Annotated in this window: 16 protein-coding genes; 11 read left to right on the top strand and 5 right to left on the bottom strand. The window is 72.1% G+C overall.

Features of this window, described 5'->3' with window-relative positions; genetic code table 11:
- Positions 1 to 197 precede the first annotated feature (197 nt).
- A complete protein-coding gene (locus tag ABZ937_RS15905; RefSeq protein ID WP_361692305.1) occupies positions 198 to 620 on the bottom strand; it encodes a MerR family transcriptional regulator in 423 nt (140 codons plus the stop codon).
- 102 nt (positions 621 to 722) lie between these two features.
- Here ABZ937_RS15905 and ABZ937_RS15900 point away from each other — a divergent pair, with 102 nt between their 5' ends.
- The 9 genes from ABZ937_RS15900 (at position 723) to ABZ937_RS15860 (ending at position 9,274) form a co-directional block, all read left to right on the top strand.
- Positions 723 to 1,463 (top strand): 3-oxoacyl-ACP reductase family protein, encoded by a 741-nt coding sequence (locus ABZ937_RS15900; RefSeq protein ID WP_361691733.1) that lies wholly within the window; start codon positions 723 to 725, stop codon positions 1,461 to 1,463.
- Between the two features lie 285 nt (positions 1,464 to 1,748).
- Complete coding sequence (locus tag ABZ937_RS15895) at positions 1,749 to 2,900, top strand: isopropylmalate synthase (protein ID WP_361691730.1); 1,152 nt, start codon at positions 1,749 to 1,751, stop codon at positions 2,898 to 2,900.
- Positions 2,901 to 2,958: 58 nt separating this feature from the next.
- The gene (locus ABZ937_RS15890; RefSeq protein WP_361691727.1) at positions 2,959 to 3,144 is read left to right on the top strand and encodes a lysine biosynthesis protein LysW; all 186 of its coding nucleotides are present in this window, start codon (positions 2,959 to 2,961) and stop codon (positions 3,142 to 3,144) included.
- 1 nt (position 3,145) lies between these two features.
- Positions 3,146 to 3,994: a RimK family alpha-L-glutamate ligase gene (locus ABZ937_RS15885; RefSeq protein WP_361691724.1), complete on the top strand. Its 849-nt coding sequence runs from the start codon at positions 3,146 to 3,148 to the stop codon at positions 3,992 to 3,994.
- Positions 3,991 to 5,049 carry an N-acetyl-gamma-glutamyl-phosphate reductase gene (gene argC, locus ABZ937_RS15880; RefSeq protein WP_361691721.1) on the top strand — a complete coding sequence of 353 codons (1,059 nt, stop codon included), beginning with the start codon at positions 3,991 to 3,993 and terminating at the stop codon, positions 5,047 to 5,049. Before ABZ937_RS15885 ends, argC begins: the two co-directional genes overlap by 4 nt.
- Complete coding sequence (locus tag ABZ937_RS15875; RefSeq protein WP_361691718.1) at positions 5,046 to 5,843, top strand: acetylglutamate kinase; 798 nt, start codon at positions 5,046 to 5,048, stop codon at positions 5,841 to 5,843. Before argC ends, ABZ937_RS15875 begins: the two co-directional genes overlap by 4 nt.
- Before the next feature lie 11 nt (positions 5,844 to 5,854).
- Positions 5,855 to 6,418: a gamma-glutamyl-gamma-aminobutyrate hydrolase family protein gene (locus ABZ937_RS15870; protein ID WP_361691715.1), complete on the top strand. Its 564-nt coding sequence runs from the start codon at positions 5,855 to 5,857 to the stop codon at positions 6,416 to 6,418.
- Positions 6,419 to 6,491: 73 nt separating this feature from the next.
- A complete protein-coding gene (locus ABZ937_RS15865) occupies positions 6,492 to 7,610 on the top strand; it encodes a Glu/Leu/Phe/Val dehydrogenase dimerization domain-containing protein (RefSeq protein ID WP_361691712.1) in 1,119 nt (372 codons plus the stop codon).
- Entirely contained in the window at positions 7,607 to 9,274 is a 1,668-nt protein-coding gene (locus tag ABZ937_RS15860) for an AMP-binding protein (RefSeq protein ID WP_361691709.1), read from the top strand. Before ABZ937_RS15865 ends, ABZ937_RS15860 begins: the two co-directional genes overlap by 4 nt.
- Before the next feature lie 80 nt (positions 9,275 to 9,354).
- Here the strand turns inward: ABZ937_RS15860 and ABZ937_RS15855 are convergent, their stop codons facing one another.
- The 4 genes from ABZ937_RS15855 to ABZ937_RS15840 form a co-directional block, all read right to left on the bottom strand.
- Positions 9,355 to 10,446 (bottom strand): LLM class flavin-dependent oxidoreductase, encoded by a 1,092-nt coding sequence (locus ABZ937_RS15855; protein ID WP_361691706.1) that lies wholly within the window; start codon positions 10,444 to 10,446, stop codon positions 9,355 to 9,357.
- Positions 10,447 to 10,542: 96 nt separating this feature from the next.
- On the bottom strand, positions 10,543 to 11,436 hold the full coding sequence (locus tag ABZ937_RS15850) for a fumarylacetoacetate (FAA) hydrolase (RefSeq protein ID WP_361691703.1): 894 nt from the start codon (positions 11,434 to 11,436) through the stop codon (positions 10,543 to 10,545).
- Positions 11,437 to 11,452: 16 nt separating this feature from the next.
- Positions 11,453 to 12,694: an MFS transporter gene (locus ABZ937_RS15845; RefSeq protein ID WP_361691700.1), complete on the bottom strand. Its 1,242-nt coding sequence runs from the start codon at positions 12,692 to 12,694 to the stop codon at positions 11,453 to 11,455.
- 41 nt (positions 12,695 to 12,735) lie between these two features.
- Positions 12,736 to 14,016 (bottom strand): pyridoxal phosphate-dependent aminotransferase, encoded by a 1,281-nt coding sequence (locus tag ABZ937_RS15840; protein ID WP_361691697.1) that lies wholly within the window; start codon positions 14,014 to 14,016, stop codon positions 12,736 to 12,738.
- Positions 14,017 to 14,369: 353 nt separating this feature from the next.
- Here ABZ937_RS15840 and ABZ937_RS15835 point away from each other — a divergent pair, with 353 nt between their 5' ends.
- A complete protein-coding gene (locus ABZ937_RS15835; RefSeq protein WP_361691694.1) occupies positions 14,370 to 14,978 on the top strand; it encodes an arylmalonate decarboxylase in 609 nt (202 codons plus the stop codon).
- A gap of 102 nt (positions 14,979 to 15,080) precedes the next feature.
- A complete protein-coding gene (locus tag ABZ937_RS15830; protein ID WP_361691691.1) occupies positions 15,081 to 15,839 on the top strand; it encodes an SDR family oxidoreductase in 759 nt (252 codons plus the stop codon).
- Positions 15,840 to 16,057: the final 218 nt, after the last annotated feature.

Here is a 16,057-nt window from a genome sequence, read left to right as displayed (position 1 = left end):
TGGGCAAGGCGGCGTGAGTCGGGTCGCTCTGGTCGAGCCGGGTTCGGTGGTCTGCCCGCTGGCGTCGGTGTCGGGGAGCGTGGGGGCTCCGTTGCCGGTCGCCGAGCGTGGTGCGTGGCTGAGTCCGGCGGAGGCGGAGCGTCATGCGTGCGCGGCTCTGGCGGGCCTCCTGGACAAGGCGGCGTGAGTCGGGTCGCTCAGGCTGAGACGGGTTCCGTGCGCTGCCCGCCGGCGTTCGCGCCGGGGAGCGTGGGGGGCTCCAGGCCCGTCGACGCGGTGTTGATGATGCCGTCCAGGACGTCGCGGGAGCGGATCAGGTCGGCGATCATCCGGTCGAGACGGCCGCGCTCGGCGGTGAGTTCGTCCACGAGCCGGGGGGTCGCGCTCTCGCTCGGTGTGCCGTCGCCGTCCCGCATGCAGGGCAGCAGCTGGGCGATCTTCTTGCTGTTCAGCCCCGCGGCGTAGAGCGCCTGGATGCTGATGACCCGGTCGACCGCCCACTCGCCGTAGTCGCGATGGCCACCGGGGGTCCGCTCGGCCCGCAGCAGGCCGTTCGCCTCGTAGTAGCGCAGCGACCGCTCGCTCACACCGCTGCGCCGGGCCAGTTCACCGATCCGCATCTCCCACCCCGTCTTTTTCACTGGAGGACTTGAATCTGACGCCGGTGTCAACTTCTAGCGTAACGGCTGACGCACAACGAGTCGTTTACGGAGGAAGCATCGATGAGTGACCTGACCGGCAAGGTGGCGCTGGTGACCGGCGGCAGTCGCGGTATCGGCGCGGCGATCGCGAAGCGGCTGGCCGAGGCGGGGGCGGCGGTGGCGCTGACCTACGTCCAGGCCGAGGACAAGGCACGCGAGGTCGCCAAGCGGATCGAGGCGGACGGCGGCAAGGCCGCGGTCATCCGGGCCGACCTGGCCGAGCCCGACGCCGCGGCCGAGGCCGTGGAGCAGACGGTCCGCGAACTGGGCGGCATCGACATCCTGGTGAACAACGCGGGCTTCCTCGCCTATGGACCGCTGGACGAGGTGACCCCCGACCACCTGGACCGGGTGCTCGCCGCGGACGTCCGCTCGGTGTTCCTGGCCGCGCAGACCGCCGCCCGGCACATGGCCGACGGCGGCCGGATCATCAGCGTCGGGTCGTGCTTCAACGGACGCGTCCCCGGCGGGAACTTCGTTCTGCAGGCCATGGCCAAGACCGCGCTCATCGGGCTGACCAAGGGGCTCGCCCGGGAGCTGGGCCCGCGCGGGATCACCGCCACGGTCGTGGACCCGGGCCCGATCGACACCGACATGAACCCGGCCGACGGCGACTCCGCCGAGTGGCAGCGCTCCCTCACCGCCCTGGGGCGCTACGGCGAGGCCGAGGACATCGCCGCCGCCGTGGCCTACCTGGCGGGACCGGCCGGCCGCTACATCACCGGCACCGCCCTCGCCGTGGACGGCGGCTACACCGCCTGACGGAGAGCGCCGACCCCCACCCCACCGACACACCGAAAGGGCCCGCCGGATCATCCGGCGGGCCCTTTCTGTTGAAATCAGCAAGCAGTTTTCGGAATGCGGCCAAGCCTGCGATTCATTCGCACACCTTGCCCGGCGTGACATTCCCTGACCGCCCTTGACACAGCTCTGACACAGGGCCCAGCGCATCTTTGCACGACCTCCCGCAGCATGTTCGAGGCAGCGCAAATCCAGCGCAGAGCCCGGCGATCGAGAAGCAAGGCTCTGGAACAGGGAGGGAACGCAATGGCTGAACCGGAGAACTGGGGGAGCCTTCCGAGGCTGCCGCATCTGTCCGACGCGACCCTGCGCGACTCCGCCCACATGGGCGGTGTGGAATTCGGTCCGAAGGACGCCCGGATCATCGCCGAACTGTTGGTGAAGACCGGTGTCGACCTGGTCGAGGTCGGCATGGTCTCCGGCCCGGACTCCAAGGACGCCGACCTGGTCCTCGCCACGCACGAGGCGATCAGCCCCGAGCGCAGCATGACACTCGTGGTGGTGCGCGACCGCGACCAGGTCAAGAAGGCCCTGGACGAGGCCGAACGCCTCGGCGTGCGGCACATCATGTACTCCATCCCCACCTCCGAGCAGCACGCCAAGCTGAAGCTCGGCTCGCCGAGCGCCAAGTTCCTGAACGTGCTGGCGCGTTCGGCGATCTCGCAGGCGAAGGAGCGCGGCTTCCACGTCACCTTCAGCGGTGAGGACGGCGCCCGCACCCCCAAGGAGCGGCTGGTCCCCTACGTCACCGCCGGCTTCGAGGCCGGGGCCGACCGGTTCCGGCTCGCCGAGACCGTCGCCTGGCTGTCGCCCTGGCAGATGGAGGAAGTGATCTCCGACCTCACCGCGATCGACGGCTCCGAGATCGAGATCCACTCGCACAACATGCTGGGCATGGCCGTCGCGAACTCCCTCGCAGCCGTCCGCGCGGGAGCCCAGTGGATCTCGGCCACCGTCGGCGGCATCGGCGAGCGGGGCGGCAACGCCCCCCTGGCCGAGCTGCTCACCTCGCTGCGCGTCATCCACGGCGACACCCGTTTCGACCTGACCCACCTCACCGAGCTGTCCCGGGTCGCCCTCCAGGGCGCCGGCCTCGGCAGCGCCTTCCAGTCCGGCCCCACGACACCGCACGCCTTCGCGTACGAGCTGCCGGGCCAGCTCACCCACCCGGAGGCGTACGAGACGCTCCCGGCCGAGCTGGTCGGCAACAGCCGCGAGCTGCGCGTCCGCACGCGGCTCACCCCCGCGCTGGTCAGGTGGGCGCTCGCCGACTCGGACATCGACGTCGACGCCGAGACCTTCACGGCGTGGCTCGTCGAGCGGCAGGAGGGCAACGGCGCCCCCGTCCTGGACCAGGAGGCGGTCCGCAAGGCCGCCATCGACTTCCAGGCCGCCTGAGCACCGACCCGCACGGCCCCTGTTCGACCCCATCCATCACCCCGATCGGAGTTCTCCCATGAGCACCGCTGTTCTCACCGGCTCCTGCCCCGAGTGCGAGACCGACCTGACCGTCCCGCCGATGGTCCAGGGCGAGACCCTCTCCTGCCCCGAGTGCATGCTCACGCTGCGCATCGAGGGCATCGACGACGGCCGGCTGACCCTGCAGATGGTCGAGGTCCAGCTGCGCGACTGGGGTCAGTGACATGGCCCATCGAGTCGCCATCGTCGCGGACCGGGTCGGCTGGGAGGAGCGCCGGCTGATCGAGACCGCCCCCGAACTGGGCCTCCAGGTCGACTGGGTCAACGACGAGTCCCTGTGCGCCGGCCACCGGGACGCCGTGTCCGTCAAGGACTACGACGCGCTCATGGTCCGCAGCCGCAGCTACACCCGGGGCGGCCTGATCGCCACCCTCGCCGAGGCGGACGGCTTCAAGGTCCTCAACACCGCCGCGGCCATCCACGCCTGCGAGAACAAGCTGGTCCTGCGCGCCGTACTGCGTGAGGCCGGTGTTCCGGTGCCGGACTTCCGGCTCGCCCTGTCGCGCAAGGACTTCGAGCGGGCGCTCGACGAACTGGGCGTGCCCGTGGTGCTCAAGCCGGTCTACGGCGGCATGGGCAAGCGCGTGACCCTGGTCCGCGACTCCGACCTGGCGCAGTCCGTCTACGACTACGTCGAGGACCTCGGCCACGCCTTCGAGCAGGCCTGCCTGGTGGAGCCCTACCTCGGCGGCGGGTCGATCCGCTGCCTGGTCGTCGGCCGGGAGATCGTCGCTGCCGCCGAGTTCGAGAGCGCGGGCGCCGACTGGCGCAGCAACGCGGCGCTGGGCAACCAGAGCCGGGCGCTGGCGCACGACCCCGACGTCCAGAAGATCGTGGACGGCGTCGTGGACCGCCTGGGCAGCGGCATCTACGGGGTCGACCTGTTCCGGACCCCCACCGGCTACCTCGTCAACGAGGTCAACCACGCCCCCGCCTGGCGGGGAGTGGCATCGACGACCGGCACCGACATCGCGTCCGTCGTCGTCCGTTACGTCCAGGAGACTCTCGAATGATCCGTGTGGGAATTGCCGGCGCGTCAGGACTCGCCGGCGGTGAACTCATCAGGCTGGTCAATCAGCACCCGGAGATGGAGCTGACCTTCCTGGGCGGCAACGCCAGCGCAGGCCGGCGCCCCGCCGAGCTGCACCCGGGACTCCGCCTCGACCTGGGCCTGACCGTCGAACCCGTCACGGCCGACCGCGTGGCCGAGACGTGCGACGTGGTGTTCCTGGCGACGCCGGCCCCGGTGTCCGCCCGGCTCGCCGCGGAGCTGGCCGACCGCGTCCCGTGCGTGACCGACCTCAGCGGCGCCTTCCGCATCCGCACCCCGGAACTGCACCAGCGCTGGTACGCCAAGGCCGAGCGGACCACCGAACTGGCCGACCGGTTCGTCTACGGAGTGCCGGAACTCGTCGGCGACCAGCTGGTGGACGCCGCGCTGATCTCCGTGCCCGGCTGCTACGCCACCGCCATCACCCTGGGGCTCGCCCCGCTGACCCTCGGGCTCGGCCTGAACCTGCGCACGGTGGTGGTCGACGGCAAGAGCGGCTCCAGCGGCGGCGGTCTGCAGCTGCGCGTCCCGGACCTGCACCCGCTGCGCAACGGCGCCATCGCACCGTACGCCCCTACCGGGCACCGGCACGCCGCCGAGGTCAGCGACTTCCTGCAGCGCAGCAAGCCCGGCAGCGTCGGCTCCCTCGCCATGTCGGCGTACGGGGTGTCGCACGTGCGCGGCCTGCTCGCCAGCTGCTACGTGTACACCGACGACCCGGTGGACGAGCGCGCGCTGCAGCGGGCGTACTTCCGGTTCTACAGGGAGCACCCCTTCGTCCGGGTGCGCCGGCACAACGAGACGCTGATCCCGGTGCCCGACCCGCAGGCCGTGCTCGGCTCCAACTACTGCGACGTCACCGCCCTGTACGACCCGGACGGGGGCCGCATCGTCGTCCTCGCCGCCCTGGACAACCTGGTCAAGGGCGCCGCCGGGCAGGCCGTGCAGGCAGTGAACAAGCGCTTCGGCCTGCCCGAGGAGACGGGCCTGACCATGCAGCCGGTGATGCCCGCATGACCGGCATCCAGCACCCCCCGACCGTGGTCAAACTCGGCGGCAGCTGCCTCGCCGACCTCGACGGCTCCTGGTGGGACGACCTCGCCCGGCACGGGCAGGAGCGCCCGCTGGTCCTCGTGCACGGCTGGTCCAAGCCGCTGAAGGCGCTCAGCCCCCGCTACAGCGAGCCGTCGGCGATCCTGCGCGACCGGTACGGCAACCAGAGCCGCTGGACCACGCCCGAGGTCATCGCCGACATCAAGACCGTCAGCGCCGAGCTGGGCGAGGAGGTGCTGCGGCGCCTCGAACAGCGCGGCATCACCGCGGAGCGGCTGCTCGGCAGCGACGGGCTGGTGGGCGCCGGCGAGGGCGAGCGCTGGTGGTGGAAGGACAAGCAGCTCGTCGAGCTGGAGAACCTGGTCGGCCCGATCACCGGGGTGGACCCGGCGCCGCTGGTGAAGCTCCAGCCGGGCCACGCCTACCTCGTCACACCGCTGGCCCGCAACAGCGCGGGCCAGGAGGTGAACACCGACGCCGACCGGGCCGCCGCCGCCCTCGCCGGCGCCACCGGCGCCACCGACCTGATCCTCGTCACCGACGTCGCCCACCTGCTGATCGACGGCGAACCGGTCCGCGAGATCACCGCGAAGGCGGCGGCCGAGTTCCGCGACAAGGGCGCCACCGGCGGCATGCGCAAGAAGCTGCGCGCCGCCGGCGAGGCCCTGGAGCGGGGCGTGGAACGGGTCGTCATCGGCAGCGCGCCGGTCTCGGACCTGATCGCCGCCCGCACCGGCACCGTCATCACACGAACCTGAGGAGCACCACCGTGGCGAAATCCCGAGTGCTGGTCGTCAACAACAAGACACTGTCGCTGCCTCAGCTCCGCGGACGCTTCGAAACGCTGGGCTCGGACACCGACACCGTCGACGCGGCCTCCGTGCCGGCCCGGCTCGACGGCCGCTACCAGGCGATCGTGCTGAGCGGCACCAAGGTGCGGGCCTACGACCAGGAGTACTACAAGCCGCTGGTCGACCTCGTCATGAACGCCGACGTCCCCGTCTTCGGCATCTGCGGCGGCATGCAGATCCTCGCGGTCGCCGCCGGGGGACAGCTGGCGGAGGGCCCGCAGCGGGTCGGCGGCTACGAGGTCCAGGTCGACAAGGAAGAGCCCCTCTTCACCCATGTGAAGCCGACGGTGACGGTCTTCCACCGGCACACCCTCTACCTCCGCGAGGCCCCGAAGGGCTTCCGTTCCATCGGCCGCTCCGAGCACGCGCCCGTGGAGTTCCTGCGCTCCGACGACGGCCGGATCTACGGCGCGCAGGCGCATCTGGAGTTCCGCGGCGACGGCCTGGAGATCCTGCGCGGCTTCGCCCAGCTCTACCAGTGACGGCCGCCGCGCCCCGGCGCGGCGCCCTCCCCGCACTCATGGACGAGACATTGACGAACTGGAGTACCCCGCAATGAGCGACGTCGAGAACACGCAGGATCCCGCGCTCGTCGTGCACCTGAACGGCAGCGGCGGCACCATCAGGAGCTGGGTGGTCATCGACACGCTGGTCGACGGCCTGGCCATGGGCGGCGTACGGATGACCCCCGGCGTCACCCAGGAGGAAGTCGCCGGCCTCGCCCGCGACATGACCCACAAGTTCACGCTCGCGGGCCTGCGCATCGGCGGTGCCAAGGGCGGCATCGTCTCCGACGGCACCGACCGCGAGGAGACCTTCCGCACCTTCGGGCGCACCGTCAAGCCCCTGCTGCACGGCGGCATCCACCTCGGCATCGACATGGGCGTCACCCCGGCCGACCGGGCCGTCTTCTTCGACGAAGCCGGCTACGACCCGCGGTACCGCCTGGGCGCCCCGGACATGCCGATCGACTGGCGCACCTACTACGAGCCGCTGATCGACGTCACCGGACACGGCGTCGGCGTCGCCGCCGTCACCGCCCTGGAGGCCGGCGGACGTACCGGGCCCGCCCGGGTCGTGGTGCAGGGCTTCGGCGCGGTGGGCCGCGCGGTCGCGCGGTTCCTGGAGGACCGCGGCCACGTCGTCGTGGGCGTCGCCGACGAGCGGGGCACCGTCAGCGCCGACCGGCTGCCCGTGGCCGACCTCGTCGCGATCACCGACGGGTTCGGGCGGATCGACCGCACCCGCCTGCCGCAGCACGTCACCCGCGCCGACGGCCCGGACGCCTGGCTCGACGTCGACGCCGACCTGCTGATCCTTGCGGCCCAGAAGCACGCGCTGAACGCCGGGAACGCCCACCGGCTGCGCGCCGGCCTGGTCGTCGAGGGCGCCAACCTCGCCTCCGACGCCGAGGCGCGGGAGAAGGCGCGGGCGGGCGGCGCCACCCTGGTGCCGGGCGTCATCGCCAACATCGGCGGCGCCGGCGCCGCCGCCCTGGCCGTCACCCGGGTCGTCCCCTTCGACCTGGCGGCCGACGCCCGCAAGGCGTGGGTCTTCGACTGGATCGGCGACCGGGTGGAGAAGAACACCCGGGCCCTGCTGGAGATCGCCGCCGCCCGCGCCGGCGACCCGCTGCCCGAACTGCTCACGGTACGACGTGGAGAACTGCGATGACGACCACCGTTCCACCGGCCGCGGCGGCGGCCCCCGGGCCGGCCGCGGACCGCGCGGCCGCCTACCGGTCGCGCGGCTGGTGGAGGGACGAGACGTTCCTCGACGACCTCCGCCGGCAGGCCCGGATACGTCCGCGCAAACTGGCCATCGCCGGACGCCGCCTGGACGAGGCCCGCACCGACACCCTCGACTACGCCGAACTCTCCCTGCTGACCGACCGGTTCGCCGGCGCCCTGCTCGAACTGGGCGTCCGGCGCGGGGACGTCGTCGCGGTCCAGCTGCCCAACCGGTGGGAGATGGTGCCGCTGATGTACGCCTGCATGGCCGTCGGCGCCGTCATCTGCCCCATCGCGCCGGAGTGCCAGGACGAGGAGCTGCGCCACCGCCTCGAACTCACCGAGGCCCGGGTCTGCGTCACCGTCGCCGAGTGGCAGGAGCACCCGCTCGCCGCGAGCATCACCGCGCTGCGCCCCGAACTGCCGCTGGAGCACGTGGTGGTGGTCGGCGGCCACGGCCCCGAGGGCACGCTCGACTTCCACGACCACTTCGTGTCGGTGTCCTGGGAAGAGCAGCACATGGCCGATCTGGAGGGCCGTGAACTCGGGCCCGACGAAGCCTTCGTGGTGCTGTTCACCTCCGGCACCACCGGCTTCTCCAAGGGCGTCGTGCACAGCCAGAACACCGTGCACTCGGGCGTGCGCGGCTACGTGGACACGTTCCTGCTCCGCGACGACCTGGTGGCGATCGTCACCACGCCCCTGGTGCACTACTCCGGGTTCGCCCAGGGCGTCCTCGCCGCGGTCATGCTCGGCGGGACGGTCGCCTTCCAGGACGGCCGCAACCACACCAGCCTGCTGGACCTGGCCGAGCGGTACGGCGCCACCCTGCTCTACGGCCCGCCGCCCACGCTCTTCGGTGTGGCGGCGGCCCAGCGGGCCGACCGGCACGAGGTGCCCACCCTGCGCTACACCGTCACCGGGGCGGCTCCGGTGCTCCAGGAGCTGGTGGACGAACTGCGCGACACCTTCGACACCGCCACGTACTCCGTGTGGGGCATGTCCGAGTTCGGGCCGATCACCATCAGCCGGCTCGACTACGACCAGGACTGGTCCGCGCACAGCCACGGCCGCGCGATCGACGCCATGGAGGTCCGCATCGACCTGTGCGGCAACCCGCACAAGCGCGCCGAGGTGGGCCGGCTGCGGGTGCGCGGCGCCTCGCAGGCGCTCGGCTACCACCGCAACCAGGACGCCTTCGACGCCGAGCTGACCGCGGACGGCTGGTTCGACACCGGCGACGTGGCCCGCGAGGACGGGCGCGGCGGCATCCGGGTGCTGGGCCGGGCCAAGGACGCCGTCCTGCGGGACGGGATCGTCGTCCCCATGGCCGAGCTGGAGGCGATTCTCTCCGCGCACCCGAAGATCGCCGAGGCGGCGCTGGTCGGCCCCCACGGGCAGACCGACGACCCGGTCGTGGCCGTCGTCGTCCCCCGCGTCGGGGCCCGGCCCACGCTCCGGGAGATCCGGGAGCACCTGCTCGAACGCGGCCAGGACTCCCGCTTCCTCCCGGACCGGCTGGACCTCGTCGAGGCCCTGCCCAAGACCCTGACCGGCAAGGTCAAGAAGGTCGAGCTGCGGCGGCGCCTCACCGGAGCCGGAGCCTGATCCGGCCCACCGCTCGCACGACGGCGCGGCGGCACTGCTCCAGGGCAGTGCCGCCGCGCCGTCGCACGGGTCCGGCCGGTCTACGCCGGTTCGGTCTCCGCATGCGGCAGCCCGTAGCTGTCCGCGATCAGGGACAGCGACGTGAGCCGCTCCTCCAGGCCGTGCGCGTTGGAGGCGAGCATGATCTCGTCGGCGTCCGTGCGCTTGTGCAGCGCGTCCAGCTGCTCCCGTACGGTCTCCGGTGTGCCGTGGACGGCGTGGTCGAGCCAGCCGCCGAGGATCTCCCGCTCGAACGCGGAGAAGACATGGGACCTGGCCTCCTCGGGGGTCGGCACCAGCCCCGGCTGTCCGCTCCGGAACCGCGCCGTGGTCAACGCCCCGGTGAGCGCCTGGTCCCGGGCCCGCTCCTCCGTCTCGGCGGCGAACGCGAAGACCCCCACGACCGTGTACGGCTCGGACAGCACGGCGGACGGCCGGAACGTCTGCCGGTACAGCTCCAGCGCGGGGATCGTGTGGTGGGCCGCGAAGTGGTGCGCGAAGGCGAAGGGCAGCCCCAGCCGGCCGGCCAGCTGAGCGCTGAAGCCGGAGGAACCGAGGAGCCACACCTCGGGCCGCCCCTGCGAGCGTCCCTGGACCGGACCGGGTACGGCGTGCACACGGGCGTAGGGATGCCCGTGCGGGAACTCGTCGTGGAGGAAGCCGATGAGTTCGGCCACCTCGGTGGGGAAGGAGTCACCGCTCGCGGGCCGACCGGTGCGGCGCAGGGCCCGCGCGGTCAACTGGTCGGTACCGGGGGCACGCCCGAGCCCGAGATCCACCCGGCCCGGAGCCATCGCCTCAAGGGTGTGGAACTGCTCCGCGATGACCAGCGGGGCGTGGTTGGGCAGCATGACGCCCCCGGAACCGAGCCGGATCCGGGTGGTCTGCGACGCCAGGTACGCCAGGATCACCGCGGGACTGCTGCTGGCGATGCCGGGCATGGAGTGGTGCTCGGCGACCCAGAACCGGTGGAAGCCGCGGGCCTCGGCCAGGCGGGCGAGCCGTGCGGAGGTCCGCAGCGCTTCCCGCGTGGTGTGGCCCTCGCCGACCGCCACCAGGTCGAGCACGGAGAGAGGGGCCGGAGCGCTGCCTCGCGCAGTGCCCCGGAGCGTCCCGTTCGCCTGGTTGACCATGGTTGTTGTCTCTCTGTAGGCGCGTACGCGTATGCGGGACATGACACGGGGCGGGTCCGGACCGGCGGGAACCGGCCCGGACCCGCCCCCGGGGGTCTACTTCGAGATGCTGTCCCCGTACCGGACCTGGTTCGCCAGGACGACGCCGTGGCTGGACACGTCGAGGACCATCCGGTCGCCGTTCTCGATCCGGAACCCGTCGTGGTAGGTCGCCTTGTCCGCGCCCAGGAAGAGGTAGTTGACCAGACCCGGCTGACGGAGCAGGGGGTGCGAGAACAGGTACTCCGCCATGTCCGGAATCCGGTGGAAGAGGGAGTCGGCGCCGCACGAGAAGCCGCCCTGCCACGCCGTGCCGCCGTCGCGTTCGACGGTGACGGTGCCGGTCACCTTCTCCGGCGGGGCGTCGAGGAACAGCCACGGGGCGATGGAGGTCTCGCACAGCTTGGCGTACGGAGTCCATGCCCACGGGTTCTTCAGGTGCAGGCCGATGTCGTTCAGGTCGTTGCCGAAGGTGTAGCCGGCGTAGTGCGGAACTCCCCGGTCGTCATTGGCGTACACGAGGACGACCTCGGGCTCCTCCAGCAGCCAGACCGGGTCGGGCTGGGTGGTCAGCGGCTCGTCGGGCAGCCGGAGCCACGAACCGAAGCCCTTGATGTAGTAGTTCGGCGCGGTGAACTCCTCGTCGGGCTCCGGGGCGCGGTCGAACTTGGAGCGGTGCGTGCCCATGAAGCCGTTGATCAGGGAGTTGTTGGAGGCGGTCGGCAGCAGCGGCGGGAGGAACTTCAGCCCGGCGTCGCCGAGTTCCACCTCGATCGGCTCGCTCCCCTCGGGCACGGCAGCGCTCAGGTTCCCGGGGCCGCCGCCGGCGACGAGGGCCGCCCGCAGCTGCCCGTCGGTCACCGGGTACAGGGTGAGGGAGTCGCCGGTCGCCGGAATGCCGCGGCCCGCGTACCGACGGCCCTGGTACTCGCACTCGAAGATGATGGACATGGCTGTCAGGGTCTCCTCAGGAGTTGGCGGATGTGTGGGTGGCCGGGAAGCCGTGCGAGCGGGCCGCGAGCACGATGGCGAGGACCGGGACCAGCAGGATCAGCACGGTCCAGGGGAACGCGTCGGCCCCGACGGCGTTCAGGAGGACGCCGCCGGCGATGCCTCCGGCGGCCATCGCGACGTTCCACAGGGTCACCAGGATGGCCTGCGCGGCGTCGGCGGCCTCTCCGCCGGCCTGACCGGCGGCGGTCTGCAGCAGCGTGGGCACCCCGCCCCAGCCGAGCCCCCACAGGGCTGCGGCGACGTAGACCGGGGCGTCGGCGCCGGAGAAGGCGCCCATGACGGCGACGGCGACGCCGACCAGCAGGGTGCTGACGACGGTCAGGGTGCGCAGATGGCCGTGGATGCAGGTGCCGACGGCCCAGATGCTGATCAGGCAGGCCACGCCGAAGACGAGCAGGACCGCGTCCACCTGGTCGCCCATGCCGATGTCGTCGAGGAAGCTGGCGATGTAGGCGTAGAGGAGGGTGTGGGCCAGGACGAAGACCAGGGTGACGATGAGCACCGGGGTGACGCCCGGCACCCGGAGCGTCCGGCGCAGGGGGATCTTGCCGGCGGTCTCCTGGCCGGGGTGGTCGGGCGCGACGGCCGTGATCCACACCAGCAGCACCACGGTCAGGGCGGTCATGGCGAGGAAGGCGGCCTGCCAGGAGACCACCTGACCCAGGAAGGTGCCGGCCGGGACACCCAGGGACAGGGCGACGGGGATGCCGGCCATGGCGATGGCTATGGCGCGGCCCTCCTGGTGGGGAGCGACCATCCGGCGGGCGTAGCCGGCCAGCAGCGCCCAGGCCAGCCCGGCGGCGACACCGGCGAGGAACCGGGCGGCCAGGGTGAGCGGGTAGTTCGCCGAGAGGGCGGTGACGGTGTTGGCGACGGCGAAACCGGCCATGGCGGTCAGCAGCAGCCGCTTGCGGGGCCAGGACGCGGTGGCCGCGGACAGCGGGATGGCCGTGAGCACCGTCCCCAGCGCGTAGATGGTCACGGTCTGCCCGGTGGCCGACTCGCTGGTGTGCAGGCCGGCGCTCATGTCGGGCAGCAGCCCGGCCGGCAGGGTCTCGGTGAGACTGGTGATGAACACCGCGACGGCCAGCGCGAGCAGAGCCGAAAGAGGCAGCTTCTGCCCGGCGGCTGACGCCGCGTCGGAGGTGGCGGGCGAAGGGGCGGCGGTGCCGGTGGACGGCTCGGCGCTTGTCATGATCGTTGCTGAACCTTTGAGAGGGAGGTGGACGACGGGGCCTAGGGGACGGGGGCACCGGTGAGGTCGGTCAGCGCGGTGTCGATCTGTTCCAGGTTCTTGCGGATCCACGGCAGTTCGAGGGGGGCCGGCGCCGTGAGCGCGGCGGTGCGCCGCTCGTCGTCCTCGCCGTAGAGCCGGCTGGTCGCGGCCCGGATCCGCAAGGGGTCGCCGGGCTCGCCGAAGGCACCGGCCGCGAGCAGTCCGATGCCATGGCGCTCGACGAGGAACCGGACCAGGTCCTCCCCGCCGCGCACGCCGTGGTCCCGGGCCAATCGGTCGCGCAGCGGCCCGAAATCGGGGTACAGGTAGCACGTCGCCCGCACCGGGGCGAGGGCCGCCCCGGCGCCGGTGAAGCGGTCGGCGACCGCACGCGCCACGCTCTCGTGCAGTCTGCGGCAGGCCGCGACATGCTCGGTGATCTCCGTCGGCTCGCCGAACGCGTACGCCGCCGCGGCCTGCATGGGCGCCGGCGGACTGGACCAGATCTGGCTGGCCACCGAGACGAGACGGTCGTGCAGGGCGCGCCCGGTGTCGCTGTCGGGCAGCCCGGCCACACCGGTGCGCCAGCCGCCGACGGCCAGGTTCTTGGTGAGCCCGGTGGTGACGACGGTGCGCTCCGGGGCGTGCAGCGCGGGGGACTCGGCCGGCACCGAGGTGTCGTAGACGAGGTCGCGGTAGATCTCGTCGGAGACGATGACGAGGTCGAGTTCCCGGGCCGTGGCCGCGAGGCGCCGCACCGTGCCGGGCGAGGCGACGGTGCCGGTCGGGTTGTCCGGCAGCGTCACCACCACGCACCGGGGATCCCGGCCGGCGGCACGCGCCGCGACGACGGCCGCGCGCAGCCGCTCCGGGTCGGGCACCCCGCCCTGGCCCGGAGCGATCGGCACCGGGATCGGGCGGGCCCCCACGAGCCGGGCCTGTGCGACGTAGCTGACCCAGCTGGGCACGGGCACGACCACGTCCCCGCCGATGGCGAGCAGCAGCGCGAACAGCAGGGGCTTGCTGCCCGGCCCGGCCACGACCAGCCCGGGATCGACGGCGAGGCCGCGCCGCCCCCAGTACCCGGCGGCGGCGGCACGCAGCGCGTGGCTGCCGGGTACGGGGCCGTACGCGTTACGGTCGGCCGCGGCGGCCAGTTGCCGGCGCAGCGCGGGGAGCACCGGCAGCCCGATCTCCCCGCCGGCCATGTACAGCACCTGCTCTCCGGCCCGTTGCCTGCGGGCCAGGGCCTCGTCGGCGGCCAGCGTCGCCGACATGGGAATGGGCGCGGCACCGGACATGGCTCGACTCCATTCGTGTGGTTCGTATCGATCCACAACCTTCCAATGAGCCGCGGGAAAGAGTAAAGGCGGTCCCGTCAAATCTCTGTAGTGGATTGTCAAGGAATGTCAAGACCGGGCGGAGTTGCAAAATCGGCCTGGCGGAACGTCAAGTTGGGAAGAATGCGGCCTCCCGTGCCTCGGACGCCCACTAACGTGCTGCCATGGACATTTTCCCGCTGCCCCGTCTCGGGCTCGTGGTTCCGCCGGAAAACCCCATAGCGGAGCCGGAGTTCCATCGCCTGATCGGCTCCGAGATGAATGTGTACACCTCGCGTTTCCCGCTGACTCCCGGAATGGGAGTGAAGGAAACGATGCTGAGCTACAACGACGTGCTTCCCGATATCATCGGCGCTTTCGGCCGTATGCGTCTGGATGCCGCCGTGGTGGCGTGCAACGCGTCGCACTACCTGCTGCGTCCCGAAGGCGACCGCGCCTTCGTCGCCGAGCTGTCGGAACGCTTCGGGTTCCCCGTGCAGTCGTCGACGCAGGCGATCCTCGCCGTCTGCGAGGCGTTCGGCATCACCCGCATGACGCTGGTCACGCCCTACTGGCAGTGGCTCACGGAGACGTCCCGCTCCTTCTGGGAGGAGGCCGGCGTCACGATCGACCAGGTCGTCCTCGCCCCGGCCGTGCCGGGCCGGACGGAGGAGGAGCACGAGTTCGATCCGTACCGGGTGACGACCAGGACCATCCTGAAGGGCGTGCGGGAAGCCGGCCTCCCCGACGAAGGGGCCGTGCTGTTCACCGGTACGGGCATGGGCACGCTGGCCGCCCTGGCCGAACTCGACCGTGAGTTCGGCCGGACCACGCTCCTGACGTCCAACCTCGCGTCGGCCTGGTGGGCGCGGCGCGCGGTGGGGGCCGCCGGCGCCGAGGCGCACCCGCTGCTGGAGCGGCTGGAACGCGGCGCGAGGCGCTGAGACCCGCTGCGCCGTGAGGCGACCTCGCCCCTCCCGGAGTCGGACCTCCTCTCCTCTCCGACCTCCCTTCGATCCGCACCCACCGTCAAGGAGACGCCAGCCGTGGCCACCGACAGCGAAGCACAGACGTCCGATCCCCTCGTGGCCGTGGTGAGCGGCGGCGCCTCCGGAATCGGGGCGGCCGCCGCGGCCGCACTCACCGCCCGCGGCGTGCGCGTCGCCGCCCTGGACCTGAAACCCGACGAGGTCGCCGCCCCCGCCGTCGGCATCGCCTGCGACGTCTGCGACGACGCCTCCGTGCGCGGCGCCGTCGCCGAGGTCGCCGCCCGGTTCGGCCGCATCGACATCGTCGTCAACAACGCCGGCATCGCCGCACAGGGCACCGTCGCCGACAACGACGACGACGAGTGGCGGCGCGTGCTCGACGTGAACGTCATCGGCATGGTGCGCCTCGCCCGCACCGCGCTGCCCCACCTGCGCAAGTCCCCGGCCGCCGCGATCGTCAACACCTGCTCCGTCTTCGCCTCGATGGGGGTGCCGGGGCGTGTCCTCTACTCCACGTCCAAGGGCGCCGTCCACTCGCTGACCCTGGCCATGGCCGCGGACCACGTCCGGGAGGGCATCCGGGTCAACGCCGTCGCCCCCGGCGCCGTCGACACCCCGTGGATCCAGCGCATGCTGGCGCGGAACGCCGACCCGGACGCGGCGCGGGACGCGCTGAACGACCGTCACCCGCTGGGCCGTCTGGCCCGGCCCGAGGAGGTCGGCGAGGCCATCGCCTTCCTGGCCACACCCGCCTCCTCCGGCACCACGGGCACGATCCTCGCCGTCGACGGCGGCATCCACGATCTGCGCCTGTAGGCCCTACAGGGGGTTCTCGCGCAGCCTTCCGCCAGGTCGGTGCCGGGGCGGCCGGTGAGCGGGTTGACGTAGATCACCGTGCGGCGGGGCCCGACCGCGTCCAGGCGGACCGCCCGGCCCGCGTGGGACCGTACGACGCCGCTGCCCCGGTGCGCCGCGGCCCGCGGGTCGGCGATCAGCGTGGAGCGGCGGGCGTTCAGCGCCTCGATGCGCTCGAC

It is taken from the genome of Streptomyces sp. NPDC046727, assembly GCF_040645635.1.
Classification (GTDB): domain Bacteria; phylum Actinomycetota; class Actinomycetes; order Streptomycetales; family Streptomycetaceae; genus Streptomyces.
Note: the sequence above shows the minus strand (reverse complement) of the source record. Positions and strands in the feature narration are given on the sequence as shown.